Raw genomic sequence first — 16,089 nt, 5'->3', positions numbered from 1 at the left:
GCGGTCTACCGCCCGGCCGCCCGCGCGATGAGATCGGCGATCGCGTCCGGCTCGGTGACCATCGACGCGTGCCCGGTGGCCAGCGACACGATGTGGTCCTCGGTCGCCACCCGATACGCCATCTTGGTCTCCAGGTCCGGCGGGATCATCGCGTCCAGCTCGGAGATCTGGTACCAGGTGTTGTCGCGCAGTTGTTCCCATGCGGGCGTCGCGGTGCCCGAACCGGTCAGGGAGAGAACGGAAGTCGGCTTCTGCGTGGCGGCGAGCAGCGCGGCCTCGCGCGGATCGGCGTCGGCGGCGAAGTCGGCGTGGTAGCGATCGCGGGCGATGATCAGATCCGGGGCGTCGTCCGCGCCGATGTTCACCAGATCCGCGCCGCTCGGCAGCCCCGGCCCGAATTCCTGGTTGATCTGGAACGCGGACTGCCCCGCGGCGGGCGCGTACGCGGCGACGTACACCAGCCCGGTGACGTCGGCCCGGCCCGAACCCGCCTGGCTGATCACCGCGCCGCCGTAGGAGTGGCCGACCAGGATGGTCGGCCCGGTCAGCGCGTCCAGGTCGCGGGTGACGACGGCGACGTCCTCGGCGAAGCCGCGCAGCGGCAGCTGACTGGCCACCACGGTGCCGAAGCCGCGGTCGAACAGCCGCTCGATCACCTTGTTCCAGCCGGACCCGTCGGCCCAGGCGCCGTGCACGAGCAGCACATTCGGGGTGGTGGTCATCGTTCCTCCAGTTCGGGTCGGATCGCCGGAACCGGTGGGCGATCGATCCCCCACAGCATCCGGAGCCGACTGAACGTGGCCTGAATGTCCACCGAACGCGCAGTTCAGCGACTTATTCGGCGTGCCTCGCGCGGAACGCGGCGCTCTTGACCCGGTTGCCGCAGATGGTCATGTCGCACCAGCGCCGGGTGCCGCCGCGCGAGGCGTCGACGTAGAGCCGAGTGCATTCGGGGCGGCCGCATTCCTTGATCGTGGCCGCGCTGCCGAGCAACTCGATGGCGGACCGGGCGATCGCGGTGAGCGCGGCGTCGGGGGTACCCGAGCGAGCGATGGTGCCGTTGAGCCGCAGACTGATTGCCGGGAGTTCGCCCTTGGCGCAGTCGTTGACCAATCGGCGATCGACCTCGGCGACCGGTTTGCCCTGGGACACCGCGATGGCCATCCGGTACGCGGCCTCACGCAAGCGGACGGCGCGGTCGAAGAGCGTCGCGTCGCAATCGGGTGCGCGGTCGAGCAATTCGGCGGCGACCAGCCAGTCCGCGAGCGCGGCCGGTGCGTCGAGCGCGTCGTCGAACGTCGTGGCACGGGCCTTGACCGTGCCCGCGAAATCCAAGGCGAGGTTGCCGCTGACGAAGGTGAACACCCTCTCATAGTAACCACCTTGACAGGTTACGCAGTCGACTGCGACGGTAGTAACCACCCAAGGCGGTTATTTCAGGAGGGTCCGTGAAGACTCAGTTCATGTCGGTGGCCGCGCAGCCGCTGTTCGTCGTGCTGTGGAGCAGCGCGTTCATCGCCGGGATCATCGGGGTCGGGGCCGCGCCTCCGATGATGGTGTTGTTCGCGCGCTACGCGATCGCCGGGGTGCTGCTCGTCGGATATGCCTTCGCGGTGCGCGCGACCTGGCCGCGCGGGCGGCAGTGGCGGCACGTCGCGGTGGCCGGATTGCTGATGCAGGCGGTGCAGTTCGGCGCGTTCTACACGGCGATGGGCGAGCACGTGTCCGGCGCGGTGATCGCGCTGGTGCAGGGTTTGAATCCGGTGGTCATCGCGTTGTTCGCCGGGGTGCTCGGCGAGACCGTCACGGCGCGGCAGTGGTTCGGCTTCGGCATCGGCGGGGTGGGTGTCGCGATGGCGGTCATGGATCAGTCGAACTTTTCCCGGATCGGCTTGCTGCTGTGCGTGATCGGGCTGCTCGGCCTGAGCATCGGCACGGTGTATCAGAAGCGCTTCGTGCCGGACGTCGATTCGCGGGCGTCCACCGCGGTGCACGTGGTGGTGAGCGCACCGGTGGCCGGCCTGCTCGCCTGGCTGACCGGTCAGATCCACGTGACCGACGTGACCAGGTTCGCCGGCTCACTCACCTGGATGGTGCTGGTGAACTCGATGGTCGCGTTCCTGCTGCTGAACTCGATGCTGCGCCGCTGGGACGCGACCAGGGTCGGCCGGCTGTTCTTCGCCACGCCCGCGGTGACCGCGCTGCTGGCCTGGGTGCTGATCGATCAGCCGTTGCGGCCGTTGACCGTTGCCGGACTCGCCGTCGGGTTGGTCGGCCTGGTCTTCGCCTCGCGTAAACCGTCGGCGGCGCCCATCGTCGCGCCACGTCCAGTGGCCGCGGTGCGGTGAGCTACTTACGGGCGCTGTGCCAGTTCATGCCCCAGCGGTACGCCTCGTCGATCTCCTTCTGCGCACCGTTGATGTAGTGCACTTCCCGGTGCACGGTGATGCCCGCGCCCTGGTTCTGCAACAGCGCGATCGCACAGGACCGGGCGCCGTCCACCGGGGAGTCGAGCCGGACCTCGATCTGCGGCCCCGCGGTCGGGAACAGCGTGACCACACCGTCGGCGGCGGCCCAGTTCGGCACGCCCTCGTAGATGAAGGCGAAGATCAGCACGCGCCGGAACAGCTCGGGCCGCGCGAGATTGATGTGCATGTTCTCGCCGCCGGCCGCGGTGCCGCTGCGGTCGTCGCCGTCGAGCTGGATGAACGGCGCGGCATCGAGCGCGCCGAAGTTGTTGCCCACCGCCTGCACCACGCCCTTGGTGCCGTCGGCCAGTTCGTAGAGGCAGCCGAGGTCGAGATCGACCGGCTTGGACCGGCGGAAGAAACCCTTCGAACCGGTGGACCAGTTCAGGTTGACCCGCATGGTCCCCTGCTGCTCACCGGGTTTGGTGAGGTTGATGCTCGGGGTCGCCTTCGACAGGGTCACCTTCGACAGGTTGACCCCACCGGCGTTGGTGTCGTTCGCCATCGGCGTGATCCCCCTCGGGCAGTGTGCGTGACACAGATATGGAAACGGCAGCGGGCTCCGCAAGGGAGTGGCCGCTGCCGCACGAGTATTCGGCTTGCTTGCCGAAAATCAGCCTACCGGGGTCGGCTCTCGTTCGCTGTCCACTTTTTCGTCGTCTTCGCGCCGGTTGCGCAGCACGCTGGTGATGAACGCCGCGCCGATGAACGCGACACCGACCAGGCCGGTGATCAGCTCGCTGATGTGCACGCCGATCGAGACGAACAGGATGACCGCCAGCGCGCCGATCGCCCAGTGCGCGCCGTGCTCGAGGTAGACGTACTCCGAGAGCGTGCCCTTGCGCACCAGGTAGACGGTGATCGAGCGGACGAACATGGCGCCGATCAGGCCGAGGCCGAGGGCGATGATGATCGGGTCGGAGGTGACCGCGAACGCGCCGATCACGCCGTCGAAGGAGAACGACGCGTCGAGCACCTCGAGGTAGAGGAACAGGAAGAACCCGGCCTTACCCGTCGCCTTGACCAGCTCCGAGGGACCGTCGCCGGAGTGCTCCTCGGTGTGGAACATCGAGCCGAGACCGTCCACCACGATGTAGGTGATCATGCCGAGCAGGCCGGCGATCAGGACGGTGGCGCGCTTGTCGTCGGCGGCGATCAGCTCCGCGGTGAGCACCAGCCCGACCGCCGCGACGACCACCGAGAGCATGTCGAGCTTGCCCAGCTTGCCCAGCGGGCGCTCCAGCCAGGACAGCCAGGTGATGTCGCGCTCTTCGAAGATGAAGTTCAAGAACAGCAGCAGCAGGAACATGCCGCCGAACGCGGCGATCTGCGGGTGCGCGTCGGTGAGCAGGGTCTCGTAGCTCGGGTCACCGTTGGGGAAGTTCGCGGCGCCGTCGGCGGGCGGGTTGAGCGCCAGATCGAAGGCCTTCACCGGGTTCAGCCCGGCGGTGACCCAGACGATCGCCAGCGGGAACACCAGGCGCATGCCGAACACGGCGATCAGCACGCCGATGGTGAGGAAGATGCGCTGCCAGAACGCGCTCATCCGCTCCAGCACCGTCGCGTTGATGACGGCATTGTCGAAGGACAACGACACTTCGAGGATGCCGAGGATCGCGGCCAGCGCCAGCGCGGTCGGTCCTCCGTAGAGCAGCGCGGCGGCGAGCGACAGCACCGTCACGATGATTGACATGCCGAAAATACGCAGGACCACGCGGGGACCTTTCGTTTGCGTCGGCCGGACGTAGACCCGTCCGAGCGCTAGTTTGATGAAACTGTTCTGACGCCGCTGTTACCAGCGTGGCCGCTGGACCGCCGGATGTCCAACGGTGTCGCCCGCCGCGGCGGCGGGCGATCTGGAGTCTTCCCGGGCTGCCCGGGCGCATGACGAGGGGGCCCGTTGCCGGGCCCCCTCCGAACCTCGAAGTGTTCCTTAGACGTTCACGCCGTAGTCGCGGGCGATACCGGCGAGCCCGGAGGCGTAGCCCTGGCCGATCGCGCGGAACTTCCACTCGGCCCCGTTGCGGTACAGCTCGCCGAACACCATGGCGGTTTCGGTCGAGGCGTCCTCGGTGAGGTCGTAGCGGGCGAGCTCGTTGTTGTTGCTGCGGTCGACCACGCGGATGTAGGCGTTGCGCACCTGGCCGAACGACTGCTGCCGGGTCTCGGCGTCGTAGATCGAGACCGGGAAGAAGATGCTCTCGATGGTCGGCGGGGTGTTGGCCAGGTCGACGTTGATGACCTCGTCGTCGCCCTCGCCCTCGCCGGTGGTGTTGTCACCCGCGTGCTCGATCGCGCCTTCCGGCGACTTCAGGTTGTTGAAGAACACGAAGTGCTGGTCCGACAGCACCTTCTTGTCCGCGCCGGTCGCGATCGCGCTGGCATCCAGGTCGAAGTCGGTACCGGTGGTGGTCCGCACATCCCACCCTAGGCCGACTGCGACGTTGGTGAGGTTAGGCGCCGCCTTGGTCAGCGAGACATTGCCGCCCTTGGACAAACTGACACCCATGCGGGATTCCCTTTCAATAGTCCGTCATTGGTTCCCAGCATGTCCGAATCGCCGGGTACGCCTTACGACAGTAGTAGGTTTCCGCGAACTTGCGTAGGAACCCGCAGAACCCCCGGTGAACACGGGAGATCTCTAAGATCGGGGCGTGGTAGGTCGTAGGCGTGGATGGTTCCGGTCCGCCGGGAACAACGAATGGATCGTCGCGGCGCGACAGTCGCTGGCCTCGGCGTTCCTCGATATGGACCAGCGCCAGAGCGCGGCCGAGGCGGCGGTGCACGCGGCCGAGCAGGTGTTCCCGGACCGCCGGATGGCGGCCGCGTGGGAGCCGGTGCGGAGTCGTTGCTACGACGCCGCGGGGGCGTATGTGGCGCTGACCGAGCAGCTCGAGCAGGTCGAACGCGACGCGACCCCGATGCCGCAGGGACCGCAGCAGGCCGAGGCGGTGACCAGACAGTTGACCGACGCGGCCCGCGCGGTCGACGAGTTCTATCGCGGCAACCAGGGGCAACTGGAGAACGCGGTCGCGGTCCTCGGTACCGTGCCGCAACTGGCCCAGCAGGTGAAGGTCGCGGCCGCGGGGGTGCGCGGGCAGGCGGCCGAGTCCGCGTACGCGAACTACCCCTCGGTGCGCGAACACGCCGCGGCCGTGGATGAGGCTCTCATCACACTGGAGGCCGCGGGTCCGGGCGCGTCGGCGGCGGTGGTCCGGGAGGGCGCGAACCGGCTGGAGGCGGCGACCAAGCGGCTGGCGGATGCGTTGGCGCAGGCCCCATCTCGGGCCGACGCGGCGAAGACCGCGATCTCCTCGGTGAGCACCCGGCTGGCCGCGGTGCGCACCAGGGCCGAGGGGCTCGCCCCGGCCTACTCGGGGTTGCTGCGCGAATTCAACGCTGCGAGTTCCGCGGATTTAGCTGACAATGAGCGGGAAAGTCAGCGAGCCATCGACGCCGCGGATGCGGCCCTTGGCCGCGCGCGTGCGGCAGCGGCGGAGAACAACCCGGAGATTGCACTTGATCTGACCACATCCGCCCGCGGGTATCTCACGGAGGCCGAGCACCAGGTCGACGCCGTCACCAAACGGCTCGCCACGTTGCGCGAGGTCAGGTCCGACCCGCAAGAGAAAGCCAAGGCCGTACGATTTCGGCTGCGGGACGCCCAAATGCTCGCGGTGAGTCGCGGGCTCGTCACCGAATGGGGCTCTGTGCTGGACGCGCAGGCCGCACGGATCGATCGAATCAGCGAAACACTGACGGGGCGGCACCCCGACTACTGGGCCTACGTGGCCGAGCTGGATACCATCACCGACTTCATCGCCGGGGTGGTGGATCGCATGAGAAAACAAGCAGGACCACGACGAGAATGAGGGTGGGATAACGATGACCGCAGGCATCGCCGTCCAGCGGGAAGTTTCCCTGCGGAAGCGAATGCCGCTGCGCCACTTCCGGCAGCTGCACGGCCCCGAGGCACGGAATTTGTTTCATCGGGCGCCGGAGCCGTTCGGCGACGACTACACCGATCGAGAGTTACTGGCTGTCGGGCTGGGCGCGACGCTGTACGCGCCGGCCACCCGGCCGGACCTGGCGCTGACCATCAGCAAACGCGCCGAGCGCGGGGTGTGCTCGATGGTGATCGATCTGGAGGACGCGGTCGCCGATCACGAGGTCGAATTCGCCAAGCGGCAGACCGTGGAAACACTGAATCTGCTTGCCGCCAATGGTGATTCGAACCCGCTGCTGTTCGTCCGGGTGCGCGACGCGGACACGATCACCGAGATCGTGGAGCAATTGGGCGCGGGCGCCTCGGTGCTGACCGGGTTCGTCTTCCCGAAGTTCGACAGCACGACCGGACCGAAGTACCTGAACGCGCTGAACGCGGCGGTGCGGCGGCTGGACCGGCCGATCTACGGGATGCCGGTGCTCGAATCGGCGGGGCTGGTGCACCGGCAGACCCGGGATCAGGAGCTGACCCAGATCGCGGAGTTGCTGTCCGAGCATCGGGAGCGGGTGCTCGCGGTGCGGGTCGGCGCGACCGACATGTGCTCGACCTTCGGCATCCGGCGCGACCGCGACCTGACCATTTACGACGTGCGGGTGGTCGCCGATGTCATCGCCGACATCGTGAACTACCTCGGGCGTGCGGACGGCACCGGTTTCGTGATCACCGGGCCGGTCTGGGAGTACTTCGCCGATCACGAGCGGATGTTCCGGCCGTTACTGCGCACCGCGCCGTTCGAGGAGTCCGACGCCGTGCCGTTCCGGCAGTACCTGGTGAGCCGGGACCTGGACGGGCTGTTGCGCGAGATCACCCTCGATCGGGCGAACGGGATCCAGGGCAAGACGGTGATCCATCCGTCGCATGTGGCGGCGGTGCACGCGCTGTCGGTGGTGACGCACGAGGAGTACTCGGATGCGCTGGACATCCTGCAGGTGGATGTCGGCGGGGTCGCGGCGTCGGGCTATCGGAACAAGATGAACGAGATGCGGCCGCACCGTAGTTGGGCGCGGCAGACGCTACTGCGGGCGCGGGTGTTCGGGGTGGCCAACAAGGGAGTTTCGTTCGTGGATCTGCTGACGGCGTTGGTGACGGTATGAGCGGCGCCGCGCTCGATGTTGTCGGAATTCCTTGGGCAACAAAAAATCTCGGTCTTCGGCTACAGCATGAAGAGTCCTACGGCGTGGCTCAACCGGGCAGTGTGCTGCCCGCGGAGCTGGCCATCGCGGAGCTGATTCAGCCCGGGCTGCGGCGTAATCCGAAGCGGGTGCATCTGCTGGTGTCCACCGTGCTCGGTAAACACCTGCCGACCGATCCCCGAGTCGTGCTAGACGGCGGCAATCGGCTCGGCGATCTGGTGCGTGAGGTGCTCGGTGGCCGTGAGGCGCTGGTGCTCGGGTTCGCCGAAACCGCCACGGGTCTCGGGCATTGCGTCGCGGCGCGGATCGACGCGGTCGGCTATCTGCATTCGACGCGGCGCGATGTCGACGCGGCGGAAACGCTGACCGGATTCGAGGAGGGGCACTCGCACGCCACCTCGCATCAGCTGCAACCCATGCCCGCCGACATCTTCGTCAACGAGCTGCCGCTGGTGCTGGTCGACGACGAGATCTCCACCGGCGCAACCGCGCTCGACGCTATTCGGGCGTTGCACGCGTTCTCGCCGCGCTCGCATTACGTGCTGGCCTCGCTGGTGGACATGCGGCTGGAGGCGGATCGGATCGCCTTCGAGCAGGCGGCGGCGGAGTTGGGGGCGAGCATCGACACCGTCTGCTTGGCCTCGGGGCACACTGTGCTGCCGGACGGACTGGTGGACGCCGTTGCGGGGCTTCCCGAACCTGCCTTGAATCCGGTTGCCGCACAGCGTGGTTCGTTCACGCGGATCGATCTGCCGTGGCCGGCCGCGGTGCCGGAAGGCGGCAGGCACGGAGTGCTGCGTTCGGATTTCACCGCGTTCGACGCGGCCGTCGGTGCGGCGAACGACGCGCTGCGGAAGCGCCTCGAAACGGAGTTCGCGGGTCGGCCCGTGATCGTGCTCGCGCACGAGGAACTGATGTATCTGCCGCTGCGGCTGGCGGCGGAGCTGGCCGATTCCGGTACGCCTACCCGGTACCAGACCACCACGCGGTCGCCGGCCTATGTGCTCGATGAACCCGGGTATCCGCTGCGTCGTGGATTCCGGTTCACCGCACCGGAATCCGGGCAGGAAGCGCCGCGCTACCTGTACAACGCGCACTGGTCGGCGGAGTTCTCCGGTCAGCCGGACGAGGCGGTTCAGCCCGCCGCGGTCGATCCGGTCCTGGTCGTCGTCATCGATCCGCCGGCCGACACCGACGAACTCGTCGCGGACGGTGGGCTCGTGGACGTGCTGACCGCCTCCGGCGCGGATGTGCTGGTCGCGGTGCTTCCCGGCGCCGATCCGCGCAAGCTGCACGCCGAGCGCAGCGCGACCACGCTGCCCGAACCGCTGCACGGTCCCGAGTTCGGATCGTATGCGGCCGAAGAGGTTTCCTGGCTGCTCAAAGACCTGTCCGACGTCGACCTGGAGGCCGACGTGGCCGTCCGGGAACGGCGCATCCAGTCCGGTGTCGCGCATTACGCGGAGTCGCTGCCGATCGAGTACCAGCCCGACGCCGCGTATCGCTCGCTGTTCGACGAGGTGCTCGCCGACAGCGCCGAGCGGTTGGCGCTGGCGGTGGCTACGGTCGCGGAACTCGTTGTCGCCGAACGCGGCGACGACATCGTGCTGGTGTCGCTGGCGCGGGCGGGCACGCCGATCGGCGTGCTCATGCGGCGGTGGCTGCAGTCCGGGCGCGGTCCCGGACAGCCGAGCCTCGACGTGCCGCACTACGCGGTGTCGATCGTGCGGGACCGCGGCATCGATGCCGTCGCTCTCGATTACCTTGCGCGGCATCATGATCCGAGCTCGATCGTGTTCGTGGACGGCTGGACCGGCAAGGGCGCCATCACGCACGAGCTCACCGACGCCCTCGACGCCTATCACGCGGCCGGCGGCGCCCGGTTCAACGGTGAGCTCGCCGTGCTCGCCGATCCCGGCCACTGCGTGCGCACCTATGGCACGCGCGACGACTTCCTCATCGCCTCGGCCTGCCTGAATTCCACCGTGTCCGGCCTGGTTTCGCGCACCGTGCTGAACGACACGTTGATCGGGCCCGGCGAGTTCCACGGGGCCAAGTTCTATCGCGAACTCGCCGACGACGATGTCTCGCTCCGGCTGCTCGACACCGTGAGTGCCGCGTTCGCGGCGGTGCGCGATCGGGTGCCCGCGGAGGTGGCGGCCGTTCGGGACAGCGACCGCACGCCGACCTGGACCGGTTGGGCGTCGGTCGAGCAGGTGCGTGCCGAATACGGCATCGCCAGCGTGAATTTCGTGAAGCCCGGGGTCGGCGAGACCACCCGGGTGCTGCTGCGGCGGATGCCGTGGCTGGTGCTGGTCCGGGAGGCCGAGGCGCCCGAACACGCGCATATCCGGCTGCTCGCCGCGGCCCGCGGCGTGCCGGTCGAGGTCGTGCCCGACCTGGCCTACTCGTGTATGGGACTGATCAAGGACGTGCAGCAGACATGATGGACCTACGCAGGCTACGAAGACACACGCTGGTCGCCACCGACCTGGATCGAACAATGATCTACTCGCGCAACGCGTTCAGCGCCAACACCGACGTGCCGACGGTCTGCGTGGAACACCTCGAAGGCGCGCCGCTGTCGTTCATGACCACGGCCGCGGCGCTGCGCATGCAGACCCTCACCCAGCCCGCCGCGGTCATCCCGACCACCACGCGGACCATCAAACAGTTCAACCGCATCCAATTGCCCGGCGCCCCATGGCGTTACGCCATCACCAGCAACGGCGGCAACATCCTGGTGGACGGCGTGCCGGATCTGCGCTGGCGCATCGACATCGACGCCAAGGTCCGCGCGGGCGGGGCGACCCTCTCCGAGGTCACCGCCGAACTCCGCTCCCGCGTCGACGATTCGTGGGTGACCAAGTTCCGCGAGGCCGACGACCTGTTCTGCTATCTCGTCGTCCGTCCCAAAGAGGTCCCGGACGGCTTCCTGGCCGAATGGGACGCCTGGTGCCGGGTCCGCGGCTGGTCCGCCTCCCAGCAGGGCCGCAAGATCTACTCGATGCCCGACGTCGTCTGCAAGAGCCACGCGGTCGCCGAGGTCCGCCGCCGCCTGCTCGACTCCGGCGAACTCGCCACCGAGGCACAAACTTTCGCGGCCGGCGACGGCGCCCTGGACGCCGAGATGCTGCGCAGCGCCGACTACGCCATCCGCCCCCGCCACGGCGAACTCGAACACCTCAACTGGACCCACCCCAACCTCACCATCACCCGCGCCACCGGCATCCTGGCCGGCGAGGAAATCATCAACTGGTTCATCAAGGGCTCACCCGAGGCCGCCGACTAGTTCGGCCTTCACGTCCGGATCGGCTGAGGTGCAGGGCCTTTGAACGTCGCCTTGAAGTCCGGGCATTCGACCAGGGGCTCATGGGTGCAGGTCGAGGCGTGCCGGAGGCTGTCGCGCATGCGGGTGAGGCGGGCGATGTCTTCGTCGAGTTCCGTAGCCTTGCGGGCCATTCCGGCACGGAGTTCGGTATCGCTGGGGGTGGCGCGGAGGAATCCGGCGATTTCGGCGATGGTGAAACCGGCGCCGCGGGCGCAGGCGACCAAGGCCAAGCGCCCGAGCACATCGGGACGGAAGGTGCGGCGCAGGCCGTTGCGACCCGCCGGGGTGATCAGACCGCGCTTTTCGTAGAACCGCAGGGCCGATGGCGCGAGCCCGGACTCCTCGGCCACCTCGGCGATGTCCAGCAGGGTATCGGTCATTGTTCTCCTTGACTTGAAGCGCGCTTCAAGTTGAAGACTACTCGGCATGAACATTCACCACCTCAATTGCGGGTCCGTGCGGCAGATCGAAGCCACCTACCCGGGGCCTGCGCCGGCGTCGGCGGTCAACCACTGCCTGCTGGTCGAAACCGATTCGGCCGGACTGGTTCTCGTCGAAACCGGGATGGGGCTCGGCGATGTCCGCGACCCGGACGGCACGCTCGGCGCGGACTGGGTCGCCATGGCGCAGCCGCTGCTCGACGAGGACGAGACGGCCATCCGCCAGGTAGCGCGCCTCGGCTATGCACCGGCGGACGTCCGCCACATCATCCTCACCCACTTGGACGTAGATCACTGTGGTGGTCTGCCCGACTTCCCACAGGCCGCGGTGCATGTCCTCGCCGCAGAGCTCGAGGCGGCGGTCGCCGAGGCGCCGAGTTTCCGCTACCGCGAAGCACATTGGGCGCACAACCCGCACTGGGTCACCTACACGCCCGAGGCCGGCGAGGACTGGTTCGGATTCACCTCGACTCCGCTGCAGGGCCTGCCGGAGGACTTCAAGCTGATCCCGCTCGGTGGCCACACCGCGGGGCACACCGGAGTGGCGGTGCGCGACGGTGATCGCTGGCTGCTGCACAGCGGTGACGCCTACTACTACCACCGGGAACTGGAACACCATCATCATCCACACCCGATCATGGACATCGTGCAGACCACCTCGGAGGTCCACCACGACTTGCGCCTCGGCACCCAGGCGCGCCTGCGCGAACTGGTTCGCGACCACGGCGACCAGGTCGCGGTGTTCAGTGCGCATGATCCGTGGGAGTTCGACCGCTACCGGTGACCGACAATGCTCGGATGCGGGTACTGGTGACGGGGGCGAACGGGTATCTCGGCGGTGTTGTCGTCGAGGCGCTCCGAGCCGGGGGTCATGAGGTGGTCGGGCTGGTGCATCGCGGGCGGACGCGGGTGCCGGATGGGGTGCCGGTTCGGGTCGCTGACCTGCTCGACGCCGAGGCGGTGAGCGTGGCGCTCTACGGGGTCGATGCGGTGTGCCATTTGGCGGGGCGCACGCGGGTTCGGGAATCGTTCGGTGATCCGCTGCGGTTCTTCGAGGTCAATGTGGGTGGGACGGTTTCGCTGCTGCGGGCGATGGCCGCGGCGGAGGTGGGCAAGCTGGTCTTCGCGTCCACGGCGTCGATCTATGGCACGCCGGAGCGGCAGCCGATGCCGGAGGAGTTGCCGGATCGTCCGCCGCATCCGTATGCGGTGAGCAAGCAGGCCGCCGAATCGGTGATCGCCGCGCAGGCGGCGACCGGGCGGTTGGCCGCGGTTGTCTTGCGGCTGTTCAATATCGCGGGTGGCGCCGATCCGGACCCGACCAGGATTGTGCCGCGGATTCTCGCGGTGGCGGCTGGGGACAGTCCGTGTTTGGCGATCAATGGTGACGGCAGCGCGGTTCGCGATTACTTGCATATCGATGATGCGGCAGCAGCTTTCGTGGCAGCGCTCGCACACCTACCACGTCCGGGGGAATGTGCCCGGTACAACATCGGCAGCGGAACTGGCACCAGCGTCATTGAACTCGTTGCCGAGGCCGTTCGAATGACCGGCCGTGCGATCCCCGTCGAGCACCTGCCCGCAGTGGCGGAGCCGCCGCGTTCGGTCAGCGACAGCGGCTTGGCGCGCCGTGAATTGCATTGGGAAGCAAAAAGTTCCGATATCGCGACGATTCTGCGCGATGGATGGTCGGCGCGATCGATTCCTTGATCAGCTGGTTCACGGCCTGCGGTCGCGGAGTTGATTGAGCCAGTCGATGCCGTCGCGCAGGCTCGGCGATCGATCGATCCTCGGCTGCTCGGCGGGCTTGCGCAGGTACTGGTCTCGATCGGGCCGGTCGCGCGGGGCCGGGTCGGTATGTCCATAGCCGTCGCGCGGCTGCGCGGTCCCCGGATGCCCTAGGTTGTTGAGAAACCGATCGAGATACGAATTATCCTCTCCGCGTTGGCCATACGCTTTGGCCCGCGCCGCGGCCGCCTTCTTGTCCGGCGCGAACGGGACACCGGTCGAGATCGCCCGCAGCCCCAGGGTGAGCATCTCACCGAGCATGCCGATGCCGATCGACAACGTGATCGGCTTGGCATCGTGATGCATCCCCATGGTGTGGCCGAGCAGACTGATCCCGAACCCCACCACGATCGAAGTTGCCCAGACGACAAGGGTTTTCACCGTATAGCGCTGCCACAGATGCCCGTCGCGATCGAACAGCACCGTGGTCGTCCCGCGCACCGCACCGAACGCGATGCCGACCACGCCGCCGATGACCAGCCAGACGATATCGATCGCACTGAGATCATCGACCTTGGTCACGCTGTACACGCCGATCCCCACCAGGATCAACGGCGTCAGAAATGTATCCCGCGCATCAACCGGTTCCCCCATGAACCGCTTCACGATCAACACGATCGCCCCGACGATGATCGCGAACATCAATCCGACACTCATGATGCCTCCCAGCAAGAAGTCCTGCCGGGAAAGCTAACGCCGCCGCTACCGCCCCTGAGTCCGTCGAACGAAGGACCCGAAGGATGATTCGAGGTCCTCAGTACCCCTGCTGCCCGCCCAGTTGCTGGGTGATGATGGCTTGCAGGCGTTGCAGCCCGCCCGGGGTGATGCCGCTCTGGATCTGGCCCTCGATGGTGCGCACCAGCATGGCGTCGCTGAGCACCTTCTCGCTGGACTGGATCAGCACGGTGCCCGCGCCGGTGAAGTCGAATTGGCGTTCCTCGCCGGAGTTCACGCCGAACCGCGCCGCGCCGGCGGCCAGGAAGCTGGAGACCCAGCGCTGGTCGTAATGGTGACTGGGGGAGGGGCAGTCGGCCCAGCCGACCAGGGCCTCCGGGTCCACCCGCAGCGGCGGCTCGGCGAACATGACCGGGCCGTTGGAGGAGGCGAGGAACTTGCCGGTGCCGATCAGGGTGAGGAAGCCGGGCACGATCGACTGGTTCAGCGACAGGCCGGGCTCGAAGGCCAGCAGGTTGGCCGCACGGATGGTGAGGTTGCCGTTGTCCTCGAGGTCATAGGAATTGATGTCGTAGCCGCGGTCGCCGATGATCAGCTTGCCGTGCCCCTCGGCCACCACGTAGTCGCCGGTGAACAGCGGGGCGGAGAACTGTTGCGACACCATGTGCAACAGCCCGCCCTGCAGGCCGTGGGTGAGCATCTGGAATCGCATGTCGCCGTAGTAGGCGATCATCGCGCCCTTGCGCATGAACCACGGCTTGTTCAGGTCGATGCAGTAGGCGTAGCTGTTTCCCGGAAGATTGTCGCTCTCGCCGAGATTCATCGGGTTCAGGATTTCCGGCATGGTCACAACTTCTCTTCCGAGGCCTGCACGTACACGACTCCCTGTCCGACACAATGCAATTGCATGGCCTCGCCGGAGCCGCGCCCTACCGCGTCGCGCCAACTGAGCGCGGTTTTGAGTTCGGTCTGCACATTGCCGTACGCGGCGACGAACGCCTGCGGGTCGACCACGATCGGATTCGGGCCGCCCACTTGCAGTTCCAGGAATCCGCCGTGCGCGAGCAGCACCGCCGCGCCCTGCCCGGACAGCTGCGTGGTGAACATGCCCTGGCCGGTCAGCGCGCCGGTCGCGGCCCCGCGCAACGCGCCCATGATGCCGCCGCCACCGCCACCCCCGCCGCCCGAACTCATCACCGAGACAATGGAACTCTGCAAGCCTGCGGTATTGGCCAGCAGCCGCGACGCCTCGACCCGCAGCACCGCGCCGGGCTGCATCTGGACCACGTGGACCTCCAGTCCCGCGTATCCGTAATGCACTTCGCCGTTGCCCTGGGCGAGCATGGTGCGCTCGTGCTCGCCCGCCATCATGCGCCCGGCCATCCGCATCAGCCCGCCACCGCCGCCCATCCCCTGGCCGCCCGGAATCTGGTGCGGCGCAAAGGAAACGTCGCCGGTATAGAACAGCATCGCGCCGGTGCGGGCGGCCACGCCACCCGCCATGCCGACATTGACCTTGACGACCTTGCCGTTGACTTTCTCGAACATCCGCTCGCCCTTACCGTTCCGCCGGCTGGATCAGTACCACGCCCTGGCCGTCCCAGCGCAGCGAGAACGCCTCGCCCGCGTCCTGACCGACGAACGTGCGCCAGGACACGTCGGTGACGAAGGACTGATTGAGGTTGCCGCGGGCCGCGACGAACGCGTCCGGGTCGACCACCAGCGGGTACTGCGGCGACACCTCGAGGTGGATCAGCGGCCCGCCCGCCGACAGCAGCGCGACCTGGCCCTGCCCGGTCACCGTGGTGGTGAACAGGCCGGCGCCGGTCGACGCGCCGCGCAGACCGGCGAACCGCACATCGGTGCGCAGGTTCCCGGCGAACGCGAGCAACTGCTGCGATTCGACCTGCAACGTTTCGTTGTTCAGGTTGACCACGGTGACGTGCTGCCCGTTCACCGCGAAGAAGACCCGGCCGTTGCCGGAGCATTCCATCAGCGCGAGTTTCTCGCCGGTGGCGCGGCGTTTGAGCCCGGCGAGCACACCGTCCCCGCCGCCGAAACCGGCCGCCTTGAACTGGACGTTGCCTTCGTAGGCGATCATCGAGCCGGAAATCGCGCGAAGGCTGGTCCCGGCGAGATGCGCCTCGATCACCTTCTTGGATTGTTCGAACAGTTGCGCCATGAGGGTGTTCTGCCTGCTGTCTCGATCGGGAACATGGAAAATCGCCACATTCCAACTGCGTGCCGA

Annotated in this window: 17 protein-coding genes; 7 read left to right on the top strand and 10 right to left on the bottom strand. The window is 67.5% G+C overall.

What is annotated here, in order from left to right; translation table 11 throughout:
* Nucleotides 1-5: 5 nt before the first annotated feature.
* Entirely contained in the window at nt 6-722 is a 717-nt protein-coding gene (locus F3087_RS03745; RefSeq protein ID WP_150400322.1) for an alpha/beta fold hydrolase, read from the bottom strand.
* Between the two features lie 112 nt (nt 723-834).
* Nucleotides 835-1,365 (bottom strand): CGNR zinc finger domain-containing protein, encoded by a 531-nt coding sequence (locus F3087_RS03740; RefSeq protein WP_150400321.1) that lies wholly within the window; start codon nt 1,363-1,365, stop codon nt 835-837.
* A gap of 83 nt (nt 1,366-1,448) precedes the next feature.
* Between F3087_RS03740 and F3087_RS03735 the strand changes: the two genes are divergently transcribed.
* Entirely contained in the window at nt 1,449-2,348 is a 900-nt protein-coding gene (locus F3087_RS03735) for a DMT family transporter (RefSeq protein WP_223884795.1), read from the top strand.
* 1 nt (nt 2,349) lies between these two features.
* Here F3087_RS03735 and F3087_RS03730 read toward each other — a convergent pair whose 3' ends face one another.
* The 3 genes from F3087_RS03730 to F3087_RS03720 all read right to left on the bottom strand — a co-directional run bounded on the left by F3087_RS03730 (nt 2,350) and on the right by F3087_RS03720 (nt 4,977).
* A complete protein-coding gene (locus tag F3087_RS03730; protein WP_150400320.1) occupies nt 2,350-2,973 on the bottom strand; it encodes a TerD family protein in 624 nt (207 codons plus the stop codon).
* Between the two features lie 108 nt (nt 2,974-3,081).
* Nucleotides 3,082-4,182, bottom strand: a complete 1,101-nt coding sequence (locus F3087_RS03725; RefSeq protein ID WP_150400319.1) for a DUF475 domain-containing protein — start codon at nt 4,180-4,182, stop codon at nt 3,082-3,084.
* 219 nt (nt 4,183-4,401) lie between these two features.
* On the bottom strand, nt 4,402-4,977 hold the full coding sequence (locus F3087_RS03720; protein WP_029900856.1) for a TerD family protein: 576 nt from the start codon (nt 4,975-4,977) through the stop codon (nt 4,402-4,404).
* Between the two features lie 145 nt (nt 4,978-5,122).
* Between F3087_RS03720 and F3087_RS03715 the strand changes: the two genes are divergently transcribed.
* From F3087_RS03715 to F3087_RS03700, 4 genes are read left to right on the top strand one after another with little or no spacing between them, the layout of a single operon-like run.
* Complete coding sequence (locus F3087_RS03715) at nt 5,123-6,340, top strand: hypothetical protein (RefSeq protein ID WP_223884794.1); 1,218 nt, start codon at nt 5,123-5,125, stop codon at nt 6,338-6,340.
* A 13-nt stretch (nt 6,341-6,353) separates the two neighbouring features.
* Nucleotides 6,354-7,568 (top strand): HpcH/HpaI aldolase/citrate lyase family protein, encoded by a 1,215-nt coding sequence (locus tag F3087_RS03710; RefSeq protein ID WP_191093753.1) that lies wholly within the window; start codon nt 6,354-6,356, stop codon nt 7,566-7,568.
* Nucleotides 7,565-10,054 (top strand): phosphoribosyltransferase, encoded by a 2,490-nt coding sequence (locus F3087_RS03705; RefSeq protein WP_150400318.1) that lies wholly within the window; start codon nt 7,565-7,567, stop codon nt 10,052-10,054. Before F3087_RS03710 ends, F3087_RS03705 begins: the two co-directional genes overlap by 4 nt.
* Nucleotides 10,051-10,899, top strand: coding sequence for an HAD family hydrolase (locus F3087_RS03700; RefSeq protein ID WP_150400317.1), 849 nt, complete (start codon nt 10,051-10,053; stop codon nt 10,897-10,899). Before F3087_RS03705 ends, F3087_RS03700 begins: the two co-directional genes overlap by 4 nt.
* Before the next feature lie 8 nt (nt 10,900-10,907).
* Here F3087_RS03700 and F3087_RS03695 read toward each other — a convergent pair whose 3' ends face one another.
* On the bottom strand, nt 10,908-11,318 hold the full coding sequence (locus F3087_RS03695) for a MerR family transcriptional regulator (protein ID WP_150400316.1): 411 nt from the start codon (nt 11,316-11,318) through the stop codon (nt 10,908-10,910).
* A gap of 46 nt (nt 11,319-11,364) precedes the next feature.
* On the opposite strand from F3087_RS03695, the gene F3087_RS03690 reads away from it, so the two are divergent.
* Entirely contained in the window at nt 11,365-12,162 is a 798-nt protein-coding gene (locus F3087_RS03690; protein WP_150400315.1) for an MBL fold metallo-hydrolase, read from the top strand.
* Nucleotides 12,159-13,088 carry an NAD-dependent epimerase/dehydratase family protein gene (locus tag F3087_RS03685; RefSeq protein WP_191093752.1) on the top strand — a complete coding sequence of 310 codons (930 nt, stop codon included), beginning with the start codon at nt 12,159-12,161 and terminating at the stop codon, nt 13,086-13,088. Before F3087_RS03690 ends, F3087_RS03685 begins: the two co-directional genes overlap by 4 nt.
* Before the next feature lie 9 nt (nt 13,089-13,097).
* Here F3087_RS03685 and F3087_RS03680 read toward each other — a convergent pair whose 3' ends face one another.
* The 4 genes from F3087_RS03680 to F3087_RS03665 form a co-directional block, all read right to left on the bottom strand.
* On the bottom strand, nt 13,098-13,823 hold the full coding sequence (locus F3087_RS03680; RefSeq protein ID WP_150400313.1) for a DUF1453 family protein: 726 nt from the start codon (nt 13,821-13,823) through the stop codon (nt 13,098-13,100).
* 97 nt (nt 13,824-13,920) lie between these two features.
* On the bottom strand, nt 13,921-14,685 hold the full coding sequence (locus F3087_RS03675; RefSeq protein WP_150400888.1) for an AIM24 family protein: 765 nt from the start codon (nt 14,683-14,685) through the stop codon (nt 13,921-13,923).
* Nucleotides 14,686-14,687: 2 nt separating this feature from the next.
* Nucleotides 14,688-15,389 carry an AIM24 family protein gene (locus tag F3087_RS03670; RefSeq protein WP_150400312.1) on the bottom strand — a complete coding sequence of 234 codons (702 nt, stop codon included), beginning with the start codon at nt 15,387-15,389 and terminating at the stop codon, nt 14,688-14,690.
* A 10-nt stretch (nt 15,390-15,399) separates the two neighbouring features.
* The gene (locus tag F3087_RS03665) at nt 15,400-16,023 is read right to left on the bottom strand and encodes an AIM24 family protein (protein ID WP_150400887.1); all 624 of its coding nucleotides are present in this window, start codon (nt 16,021-16,023) and stop codon (nt 15,400-15,402) included.
* Between the last annotated feature and the right edge of the window lie 66 nt (nt 16,024-16,089).

The sequence above is a fragment of the Nocardia colli genome, from assembly GCF_008704205.1.
Taxonomy (GTDB): Bacteria; Actinomycetota; Actinomycetes; order Mycobacteriales; family Mycobacteriaceae; genus Nocardia; species Nocardia colli.
The sequence above is the reverse complement of the archived record's forward strand: the minus strand, read 5'-3'. Positions and strand labels throughout refer to the sequence as shown.

What these genes read in the sequence shown, in the direction of transcription:
- F3087_RS03675 (WP_150400888.1), bottom strand. Translation starts at nt 14,685, where the DNA reads ATGCCGGAAATCCTGAACCCGATGAATCTCGGCGAGAGCGACAATCTT.
- F3087_RS03680 (WP_150400313.1), bottom strand. Translation starts at nt 13,823, where the DNA reads ATGAGTGTCGGATTGATGTTCGCGATCATCGTCGGGGCGATCGTGTTG.
- F3087_RS03690 (WP_150400315.1), top strand. Translation starts at nt 11,365, where the DNA reads ATGAACATTCACCACCTCAATTGCGGGTCCGTGCGGCAGATCGAAGCC.
- F3087_RS03670 (WP_150400312.1), bottom strand. Translation starts at nt 15,389, where the DNA reads ATGTTCGAGAAAGTCAACGGCAAGGTCGTCAAGGTCAATGTCGGCATG.
- F3087_RS03695 (WP_150400316.1), bottom strand. Translation starts at nt 11,318, where the DNA reads ATGACCGATACCCTGCTGGACATCGCCGAGGTGGCCGAGGAGTCCGGG.
- F3087_RS03705 (WP_150400318.1), top strand. Translation starts at nt 7,565, where the DNA reads ATGAGCGGCGCCGCGCTCGATGTTGTCGGAATTCCTTGGGCAACAAAA.
- F3087_RS03745 (WP_150400322.1), bottom strand. Translation starts at nt 722, where the DNA reads ATGACCACCACCCCGAATGTGCTGCTCGTGCACGGCGCCTGGGCCGAC.
- F3087_RS03730 (WP_150400320.1), bottom strand. Translation starts at nt 2,973, where the DNA reads ATGGCGAACGACACCAACGCCGGTGGGGTCAACCTGTCGAAGGTGACC.
- F3087_RS03700 (WP_150400317.1), top strand. Translation starts at nt 10,051, where the DNA reads ATGATGGACCTACGCAGGCTACGAAGACACACGCTGGTCGCCACCGAC.
- F3087_RS03710 (WP_191093753.1), top strand. Translation starts at nt 6,354, where the DNA reads ATGACCGCAGGCATCGCCGTCCAGCGGGAAGTTTCCCTGCGGAAGCGA.
- F3087_RS03665 (WP_150400887.1), bottom strand. Translation starts at nt 16,023, where the DNA reads ATGGCGCAACTGTTCGAACAATCCAAGAAGGTGATCGAGGCGCATCTC.
- F3087_RS03720 (WP_029900856.1), bottom strand. Translation starts at nt 4,977, where the DNA reads ATGGGTGTCAGTTTGTCCAAGGGCGGCAATGTCTCGCTGACCAAGGCG.